Annotated in this window: 13 protein-coding genes; 3 read left to right on the forward strand and 10 right to left on the reverse strand. The window is 44.7% G+C overall.

From position 1 onward, the window contains the following. Positions 1 to 111: 111 nt before the first annotated feature. From ACVBDU_RS08810 to ACVBDU_RS08820, 3 genes are all read right to left on the reverse strand, one after another. Positions 112 to 1,788, reverse strand: a complete 1,677-nt coding sequence (locus ACVBDU_RS08810) for a beta-N-acetylhexosaminidase (protein WP_447179378.1) — start codon at positions 1,786 to 1,788, stop codon at positions 112 to 114. Between the two features lie 246 nt (positions 1,789 to 2,034). Continuing rightward, positions 2,035 to 4,338, reverse strand: coding sequence for an NADP-dependent malic enzyme (locus tag ACVBDU_RS08815; protein WP_447179379.1), 2,304 nt, complete (start codon positions 4,336 to 4,338; stop codon positions 2,035 to 2,037). A gap of 131 nt (positions 4,339 to 4,469) precedes the next feature. Then, positions 4,470 to 6,272: a glycoside hydrolase family 15 protein gene (locus ACVBDU_RS08820; protein WP_447179380.1), complete on the reverse strand. Its 1,803-nt coding sequence runs from the start codon at positions 6,270 to 6,272 to the stop codon at positions 4,470 to 4,472. Between the two features lie 298 nt (positions 6,273 to 6,570). On the opposite strand from ACVBDU_RS08820, the gene ACVBDU_RS08825 reads away from it, so the two are divergent. Further along, positions 6,571 to 8,781 carry a bifunctional alpha,alpha-trehalose-phosphate synthase (UDP-forming)/trehalose-phosphatase gene (locus ACVBDU_RS08825; protein ID WP_447179381.1) on the forward strand — a complete coding sequence of 737 codons (2,211 nt, stop codon included), beginning with the start codon at positions 6,571 to 6,573 and terminating at the stop codon, positions 8,779 to 8,781. A 289-nt stretch (positions 8,782 to 9,070) separates the two neighbouring features. Then, positions 9,071 to 10,108 carry a LacI family DNA-binding transcriptional regulator gene (locus ACVBDU_RS08830; RefSeq protein WP_447179382.1) on the forward strand — a complete coding sequence of 346 codons (1,038 nt, stop codon included), beginning with the start codon at positions 9,071 to 9,073 and terminating at the stop codon, positions 10,106 to 10,108. Between the two features lie 8 nt (positions 10,109 to 10,116). On the opposite strand, the gene queG is transcribed toward ACVBDU_RS08830, so the two are convergent. The 3 genes from queG to ruvB all read right to left on the reverse strand — a co-directional run bounded on the left by queG (position 10,117) and on the right by ruvB (position 15,462). Then, complete coding sequence (gene queG / locus ACVBDU_RS08835; protein WP_447179383.1) at positions 10,117 to 11,055, reverse strand: tRNA epoxyqueuosine(34) reductase QueG; 939 nt, start codon at positions 11,053 to 11,055, stop codon at positions 10,117 to 10,119. An 84-nt stretch (positions 11,056 to 11,139) separates the two neighbouring features. After that, positions 11,140 to 14,304: a TonB-dependent receptor gene (locus tag ACVBDU_RS08840; RefSeq protein ID WP_447179384.1), complete on the reverse strand. Its 3,165-nt coding sequence runs from the start codon at positions 14,302 to 14,304 to the stop codon at positions 11,140 to 11,142. Positions 14,305 to 14,439: 135 nt separating this feature from the next. Beyond that, a complete protein-coding gene (gene ruvB / locus ACVBDU_RS08845; RefSeq protein ID WP_447179385.1) occupies positions 14,440 to 15,462 on the reverse strand; it encodes a Holliday junction branch migration DNA helicase RuvB in 1,023 nt (340 codons plus the stop codon). Positions 15,463 to 15,601: 139 nt separating this feature from the next. On the opposite strand from ruvB, the gene ACVBDU_RS08850 reads away from it, so the two are divergent. Beyond that, a complete protein-coding gene (locus ACVBDU_RS08850; protein WP_447179386.1) occupies positions 15,602 to 17,869 on the forward strand; it encodes an acyl-CoA dehydrogenase family protein in 2,268 nt (755 codons plus the stop codon). A 49-nt stretch (positions 17,870 to 17,918) separates the two neighbouring features. Here the strand turns inward: ACVBDU_RS08850 and ACVBDU_RS08855 are convergent, their stop codons facing one another. From ACVBDU_RS08855 to ACVBDU_RS08870, 4 genes are all read right to left on the reverse strand, one after another. Then, complete coding sequence (locus ACVBDU_RS08855) at positions 17,919 to 19,739, reverse strand: cytochrome c oxidase subunit I (RefSeq protein WP_447179387.1); 1,821 nt, start codon at positions 19,737 to 19,739, stop codon at positions 17,919 to 17,921. 64 nt (positions 19,740 to 19,803) lie between these two features. Continuing rightward, positions 19,804 to 20,868, reverse strand: coding sequence for a cytochrome c oxidase subunit II (locus tag ACVBDU_RS08860; protein WP_447179388.1), 1,065 nt, complete (start codon positions 20,866 to 20,868; stop codon positions 19,804 to 19,806). A gap of 35 nt (positions 20,869 to 20,903) precedes the next feature. Further along, positions 20,904 to 22,220, reverse strand: a complete 1,317-nt coding sequence (locus ACVBDU_RS08865; protein ID WP_447179389.1) for a quinol:cytochrome C oxidoreductase — start codon at positions 22,218 to 22,220, stop codon at positions 20,904 to 20,906. A gap of 113 nt (positions 22,221 to 22,333) precedes the next feature. Then, positions 22,334 to 22,897 carry a c-type cytochrome gene (locus ACVBDU_RS08870; RefSeq protein WP_447179390.1) on the reverse strand — a complete coding sequence of 188 codons (564 nt, stop codon included), beginning with the start codon at positions 22,895 to 22,897 and terminating at the stop codon, positions 22,334 to 22,336. Positions 22,898 to 22,903 lie beyond the last annotated feature (6 nt).

Raw genomic sequence — 22,903 nt, forward strand, 5'->3', positions numbered from 1 at the left:
TATTTCACAATAACCTGGTATCCTTTAAAGAACATGGGCACCTCACAGGAAGGTGCCCTTTATTGATGTATCGGTCTGTTGATAAAGCCTTTTTATCAGAAAACCATGGGATTATTTCTTTTCGGCAGTCAGTTCATCTCCACCATCCTCGTTTTTATCCCCGTGTTTTACTCCCATAGCATCCAGTCTTTTTATAACAGGCTCCAGGCGATAAAGAAAATTATCATAATTTTTATTCTCTTTTGCACTCCACGCCACTTCACCCATTGCAATGGCCCGCGGATACTCCATATATTCCACTTTTTCCGGAGAATCGATATATTCCGTCCATAGATTCACCTGGCTGCCAAGCACGTACTTCGCCTCCTCAGCGGTCAGTTCTTCCGGGATCGGTTCAAAGCTGTAAACCTTTTCCAGGGGTAGGTATCCTCCGATAGCAAGCGGGTCTTTCTTTTCTTTATCCTCCTTGTACTGGTAATAATCCAGGTAACAGTATGCCGTCGGGGTCATTATAACGTCATGGTGTTGCTTTGCCGCCTCTACTGCTCCTTCGATACCTCTCCACGACATTACCGTAGCATTCGGCGCCAGACCTCCTTCGAGTATTTCATCCCAGCCTATGATCTCCCTTCCTTTACTGTTCAGGTATTTTTCGATCCGCTGAATGAAATAGCTTTGCAGTTCGTGTTCGTCGGCAAGTCCTTCGCTTCGTATGAGCGCCTGGCAAACATCGCATTGTTCCCATTTTTCTTTGGGTGCTTCGTCACCTCCGATATGGATGTATTTACTGGGGAAAAGTTCCATAACCTCATCCAGAACACCTTCCAGAAAGGTAAAAGTCTCTTCTTTGGTACAGTAAATATTACTGTGTATCCCCCAAAGGCCCTGCACCTGGTACGGCCCTCCCGTACAACCGAGCTCCGGGTAAGAAGCCAGTGCCGCCTCGGAATGGCCAGGCATTTCTATTTCGGGGATTACGGTAACAAAGCGTTCCTGCGCATATTTTACTACTTCCTTTACTTCTTCCTGTGTATAAAACCCTCCGTAGCGGGTGGTGTCCCACTTTCGCGGCTCGTCCTGGTAGTGACCTATCACCGTACTGTCCCGATAGGCTCCTACTTTCGTTAATTCGGGATATTTTTTTATTTCAATACGCCATCCCTGGTCTTCGGTAAGGTGCCAGTGAAACGTGTTAAATTTGAACATCGCCATCAGGTCTATATATTTCTTGATAAACTCTACAGGGAAAAAATGGCGTCCCACATCCAGCATCTGCCCCCGGTAAACAAAACGGGGCTCGTCATATATTTCTACCGTAGGGATAGCAATTTCTTTTTCGCCGTTTTCCATGTAATTTCCACTTTCCAAAGCTACAGGCATAAGCTGCCGAAGACTTTGAATGGCGTAAAAAGCCCCTTTGGGACCAGCTGCGGAAATGATTATCTTCTTTGGTGCTACACTCAGTTTATATCCTTCTTCATTGGTTATGGTACTATCTTCACGAAAAACCACAGCATTGCGTGAATCTTCATCGGTTTTTTCCATCCGGATTTCCGAACGGTTATTTACATAATCGGAGAAAAAAGTACCTACCTGGGAAAAAGATTCCGGGTATAAAATTTTTGTGTCCTCATCCAGAACAAAAACGTCATTCTGAAATTCTATTTCCACAGGTTGAGGGATTATTCCTACTTTTTCAACGTTTTTCTTCTCCTTTTTACAAGCGGAATAGAGAAGAACCAACGTCATTAGTATACAAAACCGGGTCGTTTGTCTAAAAATACGCATAAAGGTTATAGTTTTTGAATTAACATGCTTTAAATCAAATATATAAAAATACATTTAAAAACCATCAAAAATGTTTTTTCACAAAGTGTTATCGATACCATTTTTCAATTCCATTAACAGAAGCCTTTGATAAAGGATAACCGGATGACCATATATGACACAGCCGGGAAATCGTATCCGATCCCCGGCTGTGTATACTATAAAGGCAATTGGTCATCCTCCGTATTTTTCAGGGCTGATGCCAGGTTAGATTTCCGCAGCCATCTGCTTTTCCTTTTTCTCTTTTTCCTGGGCATCCACCACAACAACAGCGGCAATATTCACCATTTCCTCCACACTTGCCCCCAGTTGCAGTATATGTACCGGCTTGCGCATTCCCATCAATATGGGGCCAATGGAATCTGCCTTATTGAGTTCCTTCATTAACTTGTAGGTAATATTGGCAGCATCCAGGTTGGGAAATATAAGCGTATTTACTTTTTTACCTGCCAGTTTGGAGAACGGAAATTTGTCCTGCAGCATATCCTTGTTCAGCGCAAAATCCGACTGTAATTCTCCATCCACGATGATATCCGGATAATACTTGTGCAGATACGTAACAGCTTCCCGTACTTTGGAGGCTTCGGGGAAAGAAGAAGAACCGAAGTTACCATAAGAAAGCATAGCGATAACCGGTTCAAAACCGAACATCTTTACCGTATGGGCTGTCATTTGCACAATCTTGGCGAGTTCTTTTCCGGTAGGATTGATATTTATGGAAGTATCGGACAGGAACATCGGCCCTCTTTCTGTGATCATCAGGTTCATGGCAGCGACTTTGGCCGTTCCTTTCGCTTTTCCGATCAGTTCGAGCATGGGTTTTACAACAGACGGATAGCTTCTGGAGTACCCGGTAATAAGACCGTCCGCATCTCCTTCATTGACCATCATTGCAGCAAAATAATTGCGCTCCCGCATTTTCTTCTCTGCTTCGTAAAGGGTGATCCCGCTTCGCTTCCTGCTCTCCCAGTAACGTCGCGCATAATGGTTTTTTTTATCGTTATGCTCGTCGGTTTTAGGATCGATGATCGGAATATCCGCATCAAATTCGATCTCTTTCTTGAGCTCCCGGATAATATCTTCTCTTCCCAAAAGGATAGGATGTCCTATACCTTCTTCATAAACAATCTGAGCGGCTTTCAGTACATCGAGCTGATCTGCTTCTGCAAAGACAATACGTTTCGGGTCGGTTTTTGCCCTGTTGTGGAGCAATCTCACTATTTTGTTATCGTTACCTAATCTCTGCATGAGTTCTTCCTCATACTTTTCCCAATCGACAATGGGCTCTGTTGCCACTCCGCTTTCCATAGCAGCCTTAGCTACTGCAGGGGGGACCTTGGCTATAAGTCTCGGGTCAAAGGGTTTCGGAATTATATATTCCCTGCCGAAGTTGAGTTTGGTTTCTCCATAAGCAATATTCACCTGCTCCGGCACGCTTTCCTTAGCCAGTTCTGCAAGCGCCAATACGGCTGCCTTTTTCATTTCTTCGTTGATCTTCGTTGCCCGTACATCCAAAGCGCCGCGGAAAATAAAAGGAAAACCGAGCACGTTGTTCACCTGGTTAGGATGATCGGAACGCCCTGTTGCCATGATAATATCTTTGCGAGTCGCAACTGCCAGGTCATAAGATATCTCCGGATTGGGATTTGCCATAGCAAAGACAATAGGATTATCGGCCATGGACAACAGCATTTCCGGGGTTACGATATCCGCAATGGACAGCCCTATGAAAACATCGGCATCTACCATGGCTTCTTCCAGGGTATCTATTTTACGGTCGGAAGCAAACTCTATTTTTTCCGTGGAGAGATTTTCCCGGTCTTTCCGGATAACTCCTTTACTGTCCAGCATTACAATATTTTCTGCCCTGGCGCCGAAAGATTTGTACAACTTGGTACAGGATACTGCTGCCGCGCCTGCACCGCTTACCACTATTCTTATCTCTTCCATGGTTTTCCCGGAGATCTCCACGGCATTGAGCAGCGCGGCAGCCGATATAATGGCCGTACCGTGCTGGTCGTCGTGCATAACCGGTATATCCAGTTCTTCTTTCAGTCTTCTCTCTATTTCAAAGGCTTCGGGGGCTTTTATATCTTCGAGATTGATCCCTCCGAATGTAGGCGCTATGTTTTTTACCGTTTCGATGAACTTGTCCACATCTTTGGTGTCCACTTCAATGTCAAACACATCGATATCCGCAAATATCTTAAAGAGCAACCCTTTGCCTTCCATAACCGGCTTGGCAGCACTGGGACCTATATCTCCTAATCCGAGAACCGCTGTTCCATTGGATATCACGGCAACCAGGTTCCCTTTGGAAGTATATTTATACGCATTGCTAACATCTTTCTCAATTTCCAGGCAGGGTTCCGCCACACCGGGAGAATACGCAAGCGCGAGGTCTCTTTGCGTAGCGTAACGTTTGGTAGGAACCACTTTTATTTTTCCCGGCTGGGGTTTTGCATGGTAAACCAAAGCCTCTCTTCTGAGCTTGTTATTCTTTTTAGTCATGTCCAGTATTTTATAGGAAATACAAAGGTAAAAGGAAAATTAACTGGTGGCATAAGAAATCGTTAAAATCGAAGCGCCGGATCCAGGAAATCCGGCACTCTTTAAATCTTATGTTTATCCGTCTGTATCCATCAGTGTACGGCCACTTTTATCTCTTCTTCTTCGGTGATTACATTAGACAGGTTTATAGCTGTTTCTATCAGGGCCAGGTGGGAATAAGCCTGTGGGAAATTCCCCAGTAACCTTTTCGTTTTAAAATCGATATCCTCACTGAAAAGCCCGAGGTGGTTACTGTAAGAAAGTAGTTTCCCAAACATCTTTATCGCCTTTTTATGCTCCCCGATTTTATACAGGCTGTTAATAAACCAAAAGGTACATACGGTGAAAGAAGACGTCGGGAGACCGAAATCATCTTTGTTCTTATAGCGATACAGCAACCCTTCGTAACACAGTTCTTTTTCGATGGCCTTTACGGTCTTGATATACTTGGGATCATTGGCCTGGATAAAACCATAAGGCTCCATCAACAGCACGGAAGCATCGAGATCTTCAACACTATAGGCCTGGGTAAACGCCTGGACTTTCTCGTTCCACGCCTTCTTCAATATATCTTCGCGTATCCGGAGTTCCAGGTCTATCCACTTGGTCACATGCTGGGCTTTTCCCAGGATATGAGCCACCTTTATGGCTCGGTCTATAGCTACCCAGCAAAGAACCTTGGAAAAGGTAAAATGGCGTTCTTCGGTGCGGAATTCCCAAATACCCTTATCGGGCTCTTCCCAGTGTTCACGCACCACCCACACTATACCTTTGGTAATGGTCCACAATTCTTCACAGTTGTCCAGCGAGGTTTCAAATTTCAGGATCTGCTGGTGAATCACGTCCATAAGGATGCCGTAAACATCATTTTGACGCTGCTCGTAGGCCGCATTACCGATCCGCACTGGTTTGGAGTTCCTGTAACCCTTGAGGTGATCCAGCGTTTTTTCCTCCAGTATTTTTTCTTTGTTGATACCATACATGATCTGCAGCTTTTCATCTTTGTCCGGTATGATATCTATAATAAACTGCAAATATTTCCCGGCTAAATCCACATGCCCCAGGGCAGAAACAACTTTTATCACCATAGAGGCATCCCGTATCCAGCAAAAGCGATAATCCCAGTTTCTCACTTCTCCGATGGTTTCCGGAAGTGAGGTGGTGGCAGCAGCCAGCACGGCACCGGTCCTGTTATGGCTCAGTAATTTGAGAGTCAGGGCACTTCGTATGATCTCTTTATTGTACTTCTTATAAGAAGGCGTGCGGTCTGTCCAGTTCAACCAGTACACTTTGGTACGTTGCATATCCAGGTATGCCTGCTGGGTATTCTGCCGGAATATTTTTTCATTATAGCTGAGCAGGAAAAACTCATCCTGCCTGAGTTTTATCTCCTCACTGTCCACAACTTTTTTCTTGTCCAGGCTGCTGTACAGGTACAGGGAATCGTATTTACCTTCCTGCGTAACACTCACTATAAAATCCGCTTTTATCTTTGTGGAAGTATCGGCTATGGCATATTCCAGCTTAGGATCATATTTTACCCTGAACACCGGTTTTCCGGATACATATTGAATGTAACGGATAATATCGGGCGGAGCATAATGTCCGCTGCTTTCCAGTTTATACCTCGGCATAAAATCGTATACCTCAAAAATATTCTTCCCTTCCGAAAACCTGGTTACCAGGATATTGGTATTCGGTATATAGCTTTGTTCTATAGTATAATTATCGGATACGAGAATTTCAAAACTGCCACCCACCTCATCGTCAAGTAACTTGGCAAAAACCGAAGACGAGTCAAACTCGGGAAGGCAACACCAGTCCAGGGATCCTGTTTTGGAGATTAACGCGGCACTTTTACAATTTCCTATAATTCCGTAGTCGAGATTGTCCATTAATTCAAGTATGGTTAAAGTGGTTCGTAGTTGTGTTAAATACCCGCTTCCGGCAACCGTACCGATTTTGTCTGATATATCCGGGGAGTTTTCCGAAACAGGTATCTACATCTTAATAATGCCTTTTAAGACCCTAAAATTCGAATAAAATCCTTAAATTAACGAAAAAAAGATCGGTTAATTCAACTTTTGCGAAATAAATAAAATAAAAGGAGGCGAGTCATGAAATGAAAAAAAAATACGCATTCATAATATGAAAAAGAAAACAATGCCCAAATAGCTTAAAATTATAAATCGAATGAACAAAACCATAATTGTTTCTAACAGACTTCCTTTACAAATATCCTTAAACAATAATAATCTCGTGGTGACCCCAAGTATTGGCGGACTGGCCACCGGGATGAAATCCGTACATGAAGGTGGTGAAAGCTTGTGGATAGGATGGTCGGGGCTGAAAGAAGAAGAACTCGACAAGGAACTTTCGGAAAAAGTAAATGCCGCCGTAGCCAAAGAGAATTGCGCTGCGGTGTCCCTTACCGGGAAGGACCTTGATAATTTTTATTACGGATTCAGCAACAACACCTTATGGCCCATGTTCCACTATTTCATGGAGTACACTACATTTGAAGGTGAGCACTGGGAGTCCTACAAGGAAGTCAATCGTAAATTTGCCGCCACCGTATTACAACACACCGACGACGGGGACACCATATGGGTGCACGACTACCAGTTATTGCTGCTTCCGGAACTCATAAAAAAGGAACGCCCTAATGTTTCCATCGGTTTCTTTCTCCATATTCCCTTTCCTTCCTACGAAGTATTCCGTACTCTTCCCTGGCGGGAGGAATTACTGAACGGTATGCTCGGGGCCGATCTGCTGGGTTTTCATACCTACGATTACGAAAGACACTTTCTGAGTTCGGTACGTCGCATATTGCGCCTGGACACTCATTTTAACGAGATATCTTACCAGGGGCGTACACTTCGGGTAGACTCTTTCCCTATGGGGATCGACTATGACAAGTTCCGAAATGCCGCCATTGCACATCACAAACAGGCCCCGGAACAAAAATCCGACTTACAAAAACGGCTTGACGCGCACTTACAATCTGCCCCGGATGCGAAGATGATACTCTCTATAGACCGGCTGGATTATACCAAGGGTATCCCCAACAGACTGAAGGCATTCGAATATTTTCTGGAAAAGTATCCGCAATTCCGGGAAAAAGTACGTTTTATACTACTGGCTGTCCCTTCACGTTCCAACGTACCGCAATACCAGTTACTGAAAAAAGACACGGACGAACTGGTAGGACGTATCAACGGAAAATTCTCCACGGTAAACTGGACCCCGATCTGGTATTTCTACCGTTCCATGCCTTTTGAAAACCTCATTGACCTGTATACTTCATGCGGAGTTGCCCTGATTACCCCTATCCGGGACGGTATGAACCTGGTCGCCAAAGAATATATAGCTACACGGGTGGACAAAGACGGTGTTCTGGTTTTGAGCGAAATGGCAGGAGCGGCAAAAGAAATGAATGAGGCCCTGCTCATCAATCCGAATAATTTCGAACAGATGGCCGATACGATAAAAAGGGCCCTGGAAATGACCGAGGAAGAGCAAACGGAAAGAAATACTTTCATGCAACAACGCCTGGAACGGTACAGCGTGGAAAAATGGGCCAAAGAATTTATGAAGGCCCTGCAAAACACCAAACAACAACACCAGGTTATCGTCTCCAAAAAAATAACCCCGGAAATCAAAGAACAACTATTTGACGCTTACCATAAGGCAAAAAGAAAACTCATTCTCCTGGATTATGACGGCACCCTGGTCAATTTCACCAACCTACCCAAAGATGCCAAACCGGACGATGCACTCTACGATCTCCTGGACAACCTGAACAACAGGGAAAATACGGATCTGGTTATCATAAGCGGACGGGATAAGGAAACCTTTACCAAATGGTTCGGAGACCGGGGATATACGCTTATCGTAGAGCACGGCGTATGGTTAAAATCCGGCGACAAAGAATGGCAGGCACTTGAGAAACTGAAAAAAGACTGGATGAGTAACCTGAGACCTATTATAGAAACTTTTGTAGACCGTACCCCGGGAACTTTTATAGAAGAAAAGAATTTTTCGCTGGCGTGGCATTTCCGTAAAGCCGACCCGGAACTGGCCCAAAAGCGTGCCACGGAGCTGAAAACCGTTCTCACCAGCCTTATTTCCAATCACGAACTAAGTGTATTGGAAGGCAGCAAGGTTATAGAGATAAAAAGCAGTAATGTAAACAAAGGGAGGGCTTCATCCCGCCTGCTCGCAGAAAAAGACTACGATTTTATTTTTGCCATCGGAGACGACTGGACCGATGAATACATGTTCCGGGAACTTCCGGAAGATGCGTATACCGTAAAAGTGGGCCTCAAAGAAACCAGTGCCAGATATTACGTGGAAGATACCGGTACCGTAAGAGGATTTCTAAAAGAATTTCTAAAGCAGTAAAGTATAGCGGGACTTTGGTTGTTTTGTAAAAAACTACAGATCTGAAAAACATATCCACAGACCTTTTCCGGTGTCAGGTTCCCTATCCGAATGACACCGGAAAAGTTCTTTCCGTATGCAAACGGAACTTCCTCAAAATAAAAAATATAACACATTTGGAATATAAGAAGATATATTTTATTGAATATCTATTTTTTTGGCACCAAAAAATGTATTTCTTTTGTATTATGGCTCCTTATACATGCCGTAAGAGATTTTGTGTAGAAAGCCTCTCTTTAATGAGAATATTATGAGTCAAGTTACCTTAAAAGATATAGCTTCCATATTGGGGGTTTCGGTCACCACGGTATCCAAAGCACTAAAAGACTACCCGGATATCAGCAACGATACGAAGCATGCGGTAAAGCTTTTGGCAGAAAAGCTGAACTACAAGCCCAATATACATGCTGTAACATTGCGTAGCAATCAATCCAAAACCATAGGGGTGATCCTGCCGAAGGTAGACCACCAGTTTTTTGCAGAGACCATTACGGGCATTATTTCCGAGGCCAACATACACGGCTACCAGGTTATCGTACTGTTCTCTGACGAATCTATGGTTACGGAAGAAAAACAGGTAGACCTGCTTCTCGAAAAAAGGGTGGATGGCATTCTGATGTCACTCGCTAACGAAACCAACCGTTACGATCACCTGCACAAGGTCGTCAAAAACCAGGTCCCCCTGGTATTGTTCGACAAGATCACGCGCCAGGTAAACTGTTCCAAAGTGATCATAGATGATGAAAAGGCGGCTTTTAAAGCTGTTGAACACCTTATAAAAACAGGTTGCCGGAAGATTGCCCTCTTCGGCGGTCCCAGGTTTCCCAGCAACTACAATTCCCGGCTGAAAGGATATACCAAGGCCCTGGAAAAATACGAAATAACCCCGGACGAATCGCTGGTATATATCTGTGAAGACCTGAGCATTGCCGAAGGAAGGGAAAATGCCGCCAAACTATTACAAGTACACCCGGACACCGATGCCATTTTTTGTATTACGGATCATATAGCACTCGGCGCTATTTCGTATCTGAACGATGCCAACATAGCCATTCCGGACCAGGTATCCGTTATGGGATTCAGCAATTGGCTCATAACCCCGTATATAAAACCCCACCTTTCTACGATAGACCAGCCCAGTGTTCAAATAGGCAAAGAATCCGCTTCCCTGCTTATCGATGAAATACACCGCAAGAACAAAAAGTTACCGGTGGAATTCTATGAGATCAAATTACAGACACACCTGGTATTACGGGAAACTACCAAGACCATTGCAGTTAATAAGTAAGAAAGGTATCAGGATTTTTTCAAAAATTTTATATTCCGCTTCAATCCCTCATACTTTGTGCGTTTCACGGCAGATTTTCTGAAAATTTCCCGGAAGACATCCTCCGTGATCTCTTCCCAGTCCTTTTTGCTCATTTTCAGCAGGTCCGGATGCGGATCAAAAAGAGGTTCGCTATGGGCTTTTGAAAAACGGTTCCACGGACATACGTCCTGGCACACATCGCATCCAAACATCCAGTCGTCCAGTTTCCCGTCAAATTCTGCGGGAATATTACCTTTCAGTTCTATGGTAAAATAGGAAATACATTTGCTTCCGTCTACCACCATCGGTTCTGCGATGGCCTGGGTGGGACAGGCATCTATGCAGGCCGTACAACTACCGCAATGGTCCGTTGTAACGGGATGGTCATATTCCAGTTCCAGATCTACAATAAGTTCGGCTATGAAAAAGAAAGACCCTACCTTTTTGGTTATCAGGTTGCTGTTCTTTCCTATCCAGCCCAATCCGCTTCGGGTAGCCCATGCCCTGTCCAATACCGGCGCGGAATCCACAAAGGCCCTGCCGCCTACTTCCCCTATCTCTTCCCGGATAAACTCCAAAAGCTGTTTTAATTTATCCTTGATTACAAAATGGTAATCCCGGCCATAGGCATATTTGGAGATCTTGGGGCTGTCGGTATCCCGGGGTTGTACTTCTTCCGGAAAATAATTAAGGGTAAGGGATATAACGCTTTTTGCCCCGTCTACCAGTAACCGGGGGTCCAGTCGCTTATCAAAGTGGTTTTCCATATATCCCATTTCACCATGCATATTCCGCTTCAGCCATTGTTCCAGGCGGGGGGCTTCTTCTTCCAGGAATTCCGCTTTGGATATACCACAGGACATAAAGCCGAGGCGTTTTGCTTCGGCTTTAATACTTTCTGTATACCTGTGTTTTATATCGATCATGTGGCTGTGTTCTCTACGGACGGGACAAAGATACTTACTTCACCGCAATTATCCGAAATACGGAAAGAGAACACTACACTTGTATCAGAACCCGTACCGGATGCCCACTTGTATCTGGTAAGGATTTCCGGATGGCGATGCTACCCCGGTATTGGGATTGACATTGTAATTATACGTATTGGAATCCGTATCAAACCCTCCTATGGAGTAGATATTCTGGTTGCCCAGGGTTTTGCGTGCTCCCCAATTTTTATTCAGCATATTGGCCAGGTTAAACACATCGGCAGACAATTCCACGTATTGGGATTTAAAGGTGTTAAACCTTTTCCTGAGGCTTACATCCCAGGTGCCGAAGAAATCATTGATACCGCCGTTTCTCCCGGCAATTTTTCCGTAACTGTCCCGGATATAATCTTTCAGGTGCTCACTGGCCTCCGGGTTGTTCAATATTTGTTCTATACCCTCCCTGTACGCTTCCGGTGTTGCGGAATTATTCGGATCAAAAATGTAAGCCAGGTCATTGGAACTTACGAAGTCTCCGTTTACATTGCCGTTAACTATCAGGGAATAACGCGTTCCGCCGAATCCGGAATAGCGGAAAGAAAGACTGAAACCGTGAAAGGTAGGCAAAGAACCGTACAGCACCAGTTTATGCCGAAAATGATTGTTGGAATAATTCATCTGTCCCAGGTCTCTCGGATCGCCGGGAGTCATGGTGACCAGGGTTGCCGTATTGGCTACATCCCCGTTAAAGCTGGTATTGTCTTTCGTATCGTTCCAGGTATAACTGAACGATAGTATACCGTCCTCGAAATATTGGTATGTTCCGTCCAGCACAACAGCATAGTTATTTACTTTTCCATCGCTGTTCAGTTTCAATACTCGCCCTACCCTGTCCGTTTTCCTGCCTTCCGCCCAGTTAGCGGCACCGTTGGAAGGGTCAATGGTATTGGCCGGTACATATACACCGCGGTTCCCTTCGTCAGCCAGACGGAAATAAGGATCATCCACCATATTGGCATCGGTGTACATGTAGTTGTTCCTGGCAAAGGATGCATACAGGCTCAACCCCATTTTAAAACGATTGGTAATAAAACGGTTATAGGAAAGGTTGGCTTTATAGAGTGTAGGTATCTTCACATCGTCCCCGTTCATATTTATGGTATTGACAGGGGCGATACCCAGTTCTTCCAGTATTTCCGCTCCCGGGGCCGTAGAAGGGTCTGCGCGGTATCCCGGAAAATCCGGGGTGGGGATGTCTACATCATTACGGTTAATATCTACCGATGCCACGCGGGTGCCGTCAAACACCATATTGTTTATCATCACATAGTTATTGATATCCGCTCCGAAAATACCTGCTCCGAACCGCAAAATGTCTTTTTGCCTTTCCCCGATATCCCATGTAGCCTGTATCCTGGGCTGAAGCTGGAATGTAGTAAGGCTTTTATCGGTACGAAGTCCGAAATCTTCGTGGACAATTTCATTGAAATTCGGCTTATCCATGTAGTTCGTATAATCCGCCCGTATACCGGCCATAAATTCAAAACCGGGAAAGAGGTTGGTCTGCATCTGGGCATAAGCACCGGCGGCAATGATATTCTGTTTTACTGCCGGATCATCCATCAAATTGACCTCCCGTACATAGCGGTAGGGATTCAGATTCTCGAAATCATCCAGTCCGGTAAAGTAAAACCTTCCGTTCATTTCACTTCCGTAGACAGACTTCATATGTGTATACATCAGGTCTACCCCAAAGGTATATTCTATTTTATCCGTGCTGTAATACAGGTTATCCACGAGCTGGAACACATTGTTATAGAATGATTCCGGGATGTAGCGCTGTCCTCCGAGCTGAATAGTGGTAAATACATCGTTACCGTTTACCTGCGACTGCACCCGCTCTATAATGGCACGGGGAATATTTGCCGAAGGTATCTGGTCTCCCGGAAAAGCGCTTTCGGAAGTTCGCAGGTACTGAAGCTTCAGTTCATTTGTCATTTTCGGGTTCAGTTCGGAACGCAGGGAAGCCAGAAAACTGTTGTCGGTAGTTCGCACATTACTGTAAACCTCGTATAGGTTAATACTGCTGTTGTCCGAAATCCCCCTGCTGTTAAGATCGAATACGTAATTATTACGGAGTGTCAGGAGGTTCTTTTCGTTCAACTGCCAGTCGATACGGGCAAAAACGGCATCTGTTCCCCGTTTTCTGTTGAAAGAGCCAAACTGCGGAGAATCCGCCACTCCGTATTTACTACGTGCAATATCCAGAAAGCGATCGAGAGATTGCTGTGATACGTTATATCTGCGCTCATCTTCCGGAGTTTGTATATCGGCAATCTGCAAAGGGTTGGTATCTTCCTGGTGGTCCCATGCCACAAAAAAGTGCATTTTGTCTTTAATGATCGGCCCTCCGAGAGAAAAACCGTATTGGTAGGATGAAAAGTCTTCATCGCGTTTGTTGCCACGTATATCGTTCGGGCTGGATAACCAGTCGGTGCGGGCAAAGGTAAACAGACTACCGGTAAGGGTATTGGTACCGGATTTGGTAACCGTATTTATGGAACCTCCCCCACTTCTTCCATAGGTGACATCGTACTGGTTGGTGGAAACTTTAAATTCGCGAATGGCCTCCATGGAAATGGCATACGAACCACCGCGACGATTTGCGGTACCTCCGGATGTGGGGTTACGTGCCGACATTCCATCTACCGTAAAGTTTGTAGAAGAAGGCAGTTGTCCGGAAAGGCTGTTGCCCGTACTAAGCGGGGACAGGTCTATCAAGGAAGTGAAATTACGTCCGTTTACGGGTAATTTCTGAAGATCGCGGGAAGTCACCGATGTAGCTGCCCCGAAATTCTTTATCGTATTCTTTAATTCGGATGCAGACACCACCACTTCATCCAGTGCTTCGGCAGATTCTTCCATTTTAAAATCTACCCGGAGTGCATCTCCCTGGTTCAGTTCATATCCTGTCCTGGTCTGGGTCCCGAAACCGAGGTAAGAAACTGTGATCGTATAAGGTTTACCGAGCGGTAGCTGTTTGAGATTGTATTTACCGCTCATATCGGTAATGGTAGCCGTTGAAAACCCCGTGGATTCATTTTTCACCATGACGGAAACTCCCATCAGGGGTTCGGAGGTATAGTCAATGACAGTTCCTTCGATAACAGCATGTGTAGTTTGTGCCGTTATCGTGAACACAGGACATGCCAACCACAACAACAGTAGTAAACGAATAAATTTCATATGTAGTAAGATTCAGGTTTATGAGGAGCAAAAATAGAATGGGGGCATTATGCGACTGTATTGTAGAAATTAAATTAACGTAAATAATACGGTTGTCGTGTTAAAAAAGATGAGATAGATAGTTGGGTAGCATTTTCAGAACAGCTCTCCCTGAGAGCCGCCCTTGATTCTGCCAAGATGTTTATACGCTGCTTCCGTAACCTCCCGCCCTCGGGGGGTTCTCATAATGAACCCTTGCTGGATAAGGAAAGGCTCATATACTTCTTCAATGGTATCCGCACTTTCGGAAACAGCAGTGGCCAGGGTAGTAATCCCAACAGGACCTCCCTTAAACTTATCTATAATGGTAGAAAGTATCTTGTTATCCATTTCGTCCAGTCCGAAGGCATCTACATTAAGTGCTTTCAACCCGAATCTGGCTATCTCAATATCAATCTTTCCATTACCTTTGATCTGAGCAAAATCGCGTATCCTTCGTAACAAGGCATTAGCAATACGGGGTGTTCCACGGCTTCGGCCGGCAATCTCTATTGCGGCTTCCATGGTAATAGGCGTTTTGAGTATATGGGCACTCCGCTCTACGATAGTGGACAGAAGCTCCGTAGTATAATATTGTAACCTGCTGGAAATACCGAAACGGGCACGCATGGGGGAAGTGAGTAATCCGGAACGCGTGGTCGCCCCTATCAGGGTAAAAGGGTTGAGGTTGATCTGAACGGTACGGGCATTGGGCCCGCTTTCTATCATGATATCTATCTTGTAATCTTCCATGGCCGAGTACAGGTATTCCTCTACCACAGGGCTCAGACGATGGATTTCATCTATAAAAAGCACATCCCTTTCATCGAGATTGGTCAGCAATCCTGCCAGGTCGCCCGGTTTGTCCAGTACGGGTCCGGAAGTCACTTTTATCCCTACGCCGAGTTCGTTGGCCAGGATATGGGCAAGCGTGGTCTTTCCCAGTCCGGGAGGCCCATGAAAGAGGGTATGGTCCAGGGCATCCCCGCGAAGATTGGCGGCTTTCACAAAAACCTTCAGGTTTTCCAATACCTGGTCCTGCCCGGCAAAGTCATCGAAAGAAAGCGGCCGGAGCGTTTTTTCTATATCGATCTCTTCCGGAGAAAAATGGTCGCCTGTAGGATCCAGATACTCGTTCATACGGACAAAGATAGCAGAAATGGACAACAAAAGAATTTATCTTCCCGGCTAAATTAATACACCACCTGTTAATCTTCCTTTCTTTTGTGATAAAAATCGTAACTTCCCGTTATGTAATATAAAGATCATCTGCAATTTTATGGAAACCCAAGAATATTCTGCCAATATTGTCAAATATATCCCTTTTCTCTATGTCGTTTGGGCCGACGACCTCTTATCGGCTTCGGAAATATCTGTTTTTAAAAAGGCGGTTAAAGAAGATTCCCTCAGCAGGGAAGAAAGAAAACAGATAAGTTCCTGGCTAAAAACCGAAGATCCTCCTCTTGACGAAGTAATTGCTTCCTGGAAACACCTTATAGACCAATCGGGTGTAAAGCTTGTGGAGAACGAGACCTATCCTCTTACCTCGTTCAGCATGAAATTGTCCCTTCCCGGGAACAGCGAAGAAGAGATACCGGATGAAAATCTCAAATTCATAGAGATCAACCTGGGGATACAACCCAATCATTACCGGCACCTGTTCGACATAACGACCCGGCAATCCCCGAAAGCGGATTTCTATGATCCTATACAAATTGACGCGATTTTAAAAGGGGAACACGCACCCCACATCGATACTTTCCGGGAGTTTTTGTCCGATCCCCTCTTTCAATGGGAAATTTCGAGGGACAAAGACGTTTTCCGGCTGCGTGTACTGGAACAGGTAAAACGTCTGGCTTCCGCAGGATATGGAGCCATGGCTTACGATAAGGAATACGGCGGAATCGGAAACATGCCTGCCTATGCAGGCATCTTTGAAAACCTCATGTTCATAGATGGCAGTCTTACGATAAAATTCGGGGTACAGTTCGGCCTGTTCGGTGGAAGTATCCATAACCTGGGCACCAAAAAACACCATGATCAATGGTTGAAAGCTACCGGAAAAGCCGAAATACTGGGATGTTTCGCCATGACCGAAACCAGGCACGGCTCTAATGTGCGGGGTATTAAAACGACCGCCACCTATGTCAAAGAAACTGATAGTATTGTCATTGACACCCCCGGCGAGAACGACAATAAGGAATATATAGGTAATGCATTGCACTCCACCATGGCAACCGTATTTGCCCAGCTAATTGTAGATGGCACTAATGAGGGAGTGCATGCCATAGCAGTCCGGATACGGGATGAAAAAGGGAACCTGACTCCCGGTGTTCGCATCGAAGACAACGGGTACAAACTGGGACTGAACGGTGTGGATAACGGTAAAATATGGTTCAAAAACGTAAGTGTACCGAGGGAGAACCTTCTCAACCGCTTCGGTGACATTGACAAGAACGGTAATTATACATCGGACATAGATAATCCCAACAAGCGTTTTTTCACGATGCTCGGCACTTTGGTAGGTGGACGTATATGTGTGGCCAAAGGGGCGATAGGCGGAACTAAAATGGCCCTGGCAACCGCGGTAAAATACGCTTTATACCGCAGGCAGTTCAACAGCGGGGAAAGGGTCCAGGAAGACCTTATCATGGACTATCCTTCGCACCAGTTACGCCTTATCGCCCCTATTGCGCAGACCTATGTTTACCACGTTACACTGGAGCATATGATACGCTCTTACTCCTCTTCAACCGAAGCATCAAGGAGAAAGATTGAAACCCAGGTAGCGGCTTTAAAAGCCCTTATAACTGACTTTTCCAACAAAGCAATACAGGAATGCCGCGAAGCATGCGGAGGGAAGGGATATCTCCTGGAAAACCGGATTGGCGATCTCAAAAACGATGTGGACATCTTCACCACTTTTGAAGGGGACAATACGGTATTGCTCCAACTCGCAGCCAAAGGGGTACTCACCGACTTCAAATCGGAATTCAACAGCGATAGTTACGGAGATATTTTAAAATTGGTGGGGACACAACTAAGCGACCGCCTGACCACTTTTAATCCGCTATTTACCAATAATACGGACAAGGAACACCTGTTCCATCCGGACTTTCACCTTGAAGCTTTTCAATACCGCGTACGCCGGCTAACCTTTACTGCCGCTTCGAGAATACGGCGTTACATTAAAAAAGGAGTCCCGCCACAGCAGGTGTCACTCAACATTCAGACACACCTCATAACTTTGGGGAAAGCTTATGGGGTAATGTTGTCTTATGAAATATTTGCTGATTTCGTAAACCAAATAGAGGACGAAAAGATGCAGTTTATCTTCCGGAAACTCGGTGCGCTTTATGCCCTGCATCAAATCCGGGAGAACGCTGCCTGGTACCTGGAACACGGTTATATAAGCGGCAACAAATCCAAAGCGATAAGACAACGGGTAGAGAGGCTTTGCACGGAGCTAAGGCCACATGTGGTATCTCTGGTAGACGGTTTTGGTATTCCGGAACATTGCATGACGGCTCCTATAAGCAAGAAATAAGAAAGGCCCCGTTTCCGGGGCCTTCTCATATATTATATGATCTCAAATTCTAGTGGTTGAGTTCTTCCTCCCCATCCTGTAAAGGCACGGTTTGCGGAACAAAATCCTGTCCGGGTATTACGTACTCTCCATCTTCATTAGTCTTACTGTAGTCATAAGCCCATCGGTGTACTTCCGGTATTTCACCCGGCCAGTTGCCGTGGATGTGCTCTACAGGTGTAGTCCATTCCAGCGTATTGGATTTCCAGGGGTTCTTAGGAGCTTTTTCTCCGTAGAATATACTGTAGAAAAAGTTATAAAGGAATACTACCTGTACCGCACCGGCTATAAGGGCAAATACGGTCATCACCACATTGATGTCCATAAGGTCATCAAAGATAGGGAAGTTGGTATTGGTATAGTAACGTCTGGGAAGACCTGCCATTCCAACAAAGTGCATAGGGAAGAAAATACCGTAAGCACAGACAGCAGTAACCCAGAAGTGTACGTATCCGAGGTTTTTGTTCATCATCCTTCCGAACATTTTGGGGAACCAGTGGTAAACCCCCGCAAGGAATCCGTATATGGCAGAGATTCCCATTACCAGGTGAAAGTGCGCCACAACGAAATACGTATCGTGAACATTGATATCCAGCGTACTGTCCCCGAGAATAATACCGGTAAGACCACCGGTAATAAAGGTAGATACCAATCCGATGGAGAACAGCATGGCAGGGTTCATCTGCAGGTTTCCTTTCCAAAGGGTGGTGATATAGTTAAAGGCTTTTACCGCAGATGGTATGGCGATCAATAATGTTGTAAATGTAAATACCGAACCGAGGAACGGGTTCATTCCCGATACGAACATATGGTGCCCCCATACGATCGTAGAAAGGAATGCGATAGCGAGTATAGATGCAACCATTGCTCTGTACCCGAATATAGGTTTACGGGAATTGGTAGCGATAATTTCGGATGTGATACCCAATGCCGGTAACAATACGATATATACTTCCGGGTGACCGAGGAACCAGAAAAGGTGCTCGAACAGTACCGGCGAACCTCCCTGATGATGCAGTACTTCTCCCTGGATAAAGATATCCGAAAGGAAGAATGAAGTACCGAAGCTTCGGTCAAAAATAAGCAATAATGCAGCCGAAAGCAGTACAGGGAAAGAAACCACCCCGATAACAGCAGTAATGAACAGGGCCCACATAGTAAGCGGTAACCTGGTCATAGACATACCTTTTGTCCTGAGATTTAATACGGTAACGATATAATTAAGCGACCCGAGCAGAGAAGAAGCTATAAATATAGCCATGGAAACAAGCCATAAAGTCATCCCCAATCCGGAACCACCCTGCGCCTGTGGCAATGCACTTAGCGGAGGATAGATAGTCCACCCTGCAGCAGCCGGCCCTGCTTCCACAAAAATGGAAGCTACCATGATTACACAGGAAACAAAGAACAGCCAGTAAGAAATCATGTTCATAAACCCGGATGCCATATCCCGAGCACCGATCTGCAACGGAATCAAAAGGTTACTGAACGTACCACTCAATCCGGCAGTCAATACGAAGAATACCATGATAGTACCGTGAATGGTAACCAAAGCCAGGTAAATATTCGGGTCCATCACTCCTTCCGGAGCCCATTTACCCAGCAGTATTTCAAATATCTTAAAAGACTCCGATGGCCATGCCAGTTGCATACGGAACAACAAAGACATCAAGATACCGATAATCCCCATGAACAACCCCGTAATAAGGTATTGCTTTGAGATCATCTTGTGATCATAACTGAAAACATACTTCGAAATAAATGTCTCTTTATGATGATGTCCGTGATCGTGCTCCTGATCCCCTGCGTGTGCTGTTGCTGTTGCTGACATAATCTATATACTAATCGTTATCGTTATTGTTACTTTATTATTTTCAATATACATATTGTGCCGGTTATTCTTCGGCTCCGGCAACCATTTCTCCGAAGGTTTGCTGCTCCTTTATCCACGCATTGTATTCTTCCTCGCTCTCCACAACAATCTTCATCTGCATATTGTAATGCGAAGTTCCGCATATTTTATTACACAATAAAAGGTAATCAAATTCCCAATCGTCCAGATCTTCTCCTTTCATTTTTCTCTCGGCACGAAGTTCATTAATGTGTTTCACTTTCGCCTGAATATCCGGATCCTGACGCATTTCCTCGGTGGTAATGGTCGGCGTAAAAGAAAACTGCGTAATCATTCCCGGAACGCAGTTCATCTGTGCTCTGAAATGCGGCATATATGCAGAGTGCAATACATCCTGGGAACGCATTTTAAACACTACTTTTCGGTTAACGGGTAAATGAATTTCGGTAGTGGAAATAACATCGTCCGTTCCATTAGGGTCCGAAGAGTCGATTCCAAGAATGTTCTGTCCGCCAAAATCGTTAAGGAAACGGACATTGGCATCTCCGAGAACATTATCTTCTCCTGCATATCTTGCTTTCCAGTTGAACTGCTGTGCATACAATTCAATAACCAAAGGATCATCTTCGTCATTGATATCCATAATGGTAGTCCAGGTATAAAGACCATAAAGGATAAGTCCGGCAAGCGTTATTACCGGGATAATGGTCCAGATAAATTCCAGCTTGTCATTATCGGCATAGAACAGTGCCTTTTTCCCTTTAACACCCCTGTATTTATATGCAAAATAGTACAACAGGGTTTGCGTAATAAGTTGTACGACAAATATAAGCACCATAGAAACCGTCATAAGGGTATCATAGTCTTCCCCGTGAGCGGAAGCTGCCTGCGGCAATAGCACTTTTCCCCATTTCCACAGACTATAGATAGTCAGTACATACATGAAGCCCAGGAAGGCAAACATTAAATATCCGTTCAGCTTGTTATCCTTATCATTAGCTATTTGGGCATCTTTCAGTCCTATCTGAGAGAATTCAAATATCTTCGTCATTTGCCAAACGGCAATGGCAATGAGTATAAGTACAATTATGGTTAAAAAAGCAGTCATCTTACTATTTCCTGTTTACTTTAGTTTCTACTGAATTAATAATGAAAGTGTTTGCTCTCTTCTATGTACGGATTTCGTTTCGGTACCAGAGGTGCTTTGGTGAGCGCACTGAACACCACAAAAATAAACAGCCCCAGAAAGAACAATACGCCTCCTACTTCAGCTATTCCAATAAACCACTGGTCACCGACAGTAGCAGGCATTATCATATTGTATATATCCAGGTAATGTCCTATTAATATAACTATACCTGTCATTACCACAAACCAGTTCATTCGTTTGTAATCACTATTCATCAACACAAGCAGCGGGAATACGAAATTAAGCACTACCATCCCGAAGAAAGGAAGTTTATAATCTTCTATTCTCGTAACAAAATACGTAACTTCTTCCGGTATATTGGAATACCATATCAGCATAAACTGAGAGAACCAGAGATACGTCCAGAAAATGCTTATTCCGAACATAAATTTCGCCAGGTCGTGTATGTGACTGTTGTTTACTTCTTCCAGATATCCTCTTGATTTGAGATAAATGGTAATCAAAGCAATAACCGTAATTCCGGATACGAACATGCTGGCAAATACATACCACCCGAACAGGGTACTATACCAGTGCGGGTCTACACTCATAATCCAGTCCCATGACATCATAGACTCGGATACGAGGAAGAAAACCAGGAACCCGGCAGATATCTTGAAATTTCTTTTAAAGAAGCTGTTATCATCGGCAGTGTCCTGCGCAATGGAGAATTTTCTTGAAAAATGACGATAAGCAGCCCATCCTGCAATGTATATAGCTGCCCTGATAAGGAAAAACGGTACGTTGAGATACCCGACTTTACCTTGTATAAGCTCATCGTGTGCCACTACTTCGGCATCCATCCAGATAAACAGGTGGTTCATATGCACACCGGACAGGGCAAGTATAACAAACACCAGTACAGCCCCGGGGAGTAAATAGGCCGTAATGCCTTCCATTACTCTGAAAAGTAATGGAGACCATCCTGCCTGAGACACCCTTTGGATCGCATAAAATGCAAGAACACCCAGGGAGATCATCATAAAGAAGAACGCCGCTATATAAAGCGCTGCCCAGGGTTTGTTCTGTAATTGATGCAACAAATGTTCATCGTGCGATGCATCATGAGCTGTAAGCTCTTCGTCATGTGTTCCATGTGCGTCATGGGTGGCAGCTTCGTCGTGCCCTCCGCCATGATGCGCATCTGCTACCATAGCTTTTGCTTCTTCTACAGTACCCGGTGCAGCGAGAAAACCATAGCCCAGACCGAGAACACCAACGATCATTAGAACAAATGCAGACAGTCTTAACTTATTCGAAAACGTGTACATATCCTGAAAATTCTCTTTATTGTATTTTGTAATTCCGTATTTCGTGCGGGGGAAGAAACTTCAAAGAACAACTTTCTTATCTTCTTTCCCGTATCACATGTATACCAATTATATTACTTCGTCAATTCCCTGTTGAGTTCCTCCACATACATCACCACCTGCCACCGTTCTTTTTCATTGAGCTGGACAGCATATGATCCCATAGAGTTCAGCCCGTAATATATTACGTGATAGATACTCCCCTCTGTTATTTCCCTGTCTGCATAGCTGGGAACACCGAGAAACTTCTCACGTTTTACCAGTATGCCTTGTCCGTCACCTTTATCTCCGTGACAAACCGCGCAATAAATACCAAACAATTCTTTTCCGTCTCCGAGATTATCTTCTACGGAAAGACTATCCATTGCAAGCGGGTTTTTCAATTCTGCAGCGGCAAGTTCTTTTCCTTCCACGGTATTTTCATAATCGTAAGGCATCCACCCCCGATTAATAGTATTTTCCGCAGGCAACTGGGCTTCCACACCGTTCTTAAAAGCATCCGACTCCTGATAGGTTTCATAACCCACAGATTCATACATATTAGGCATAAATTGGTAGTTCGGTTTTGACTTGTTGAAACACGAAGTCATCACCGCTGCCGTACCAAGCACTATTCCTATTTTTATAAAGCTCTTCATTTAAAC

This window comes from Sinomicrobium endophyticum (assembly GCF_052983315.1).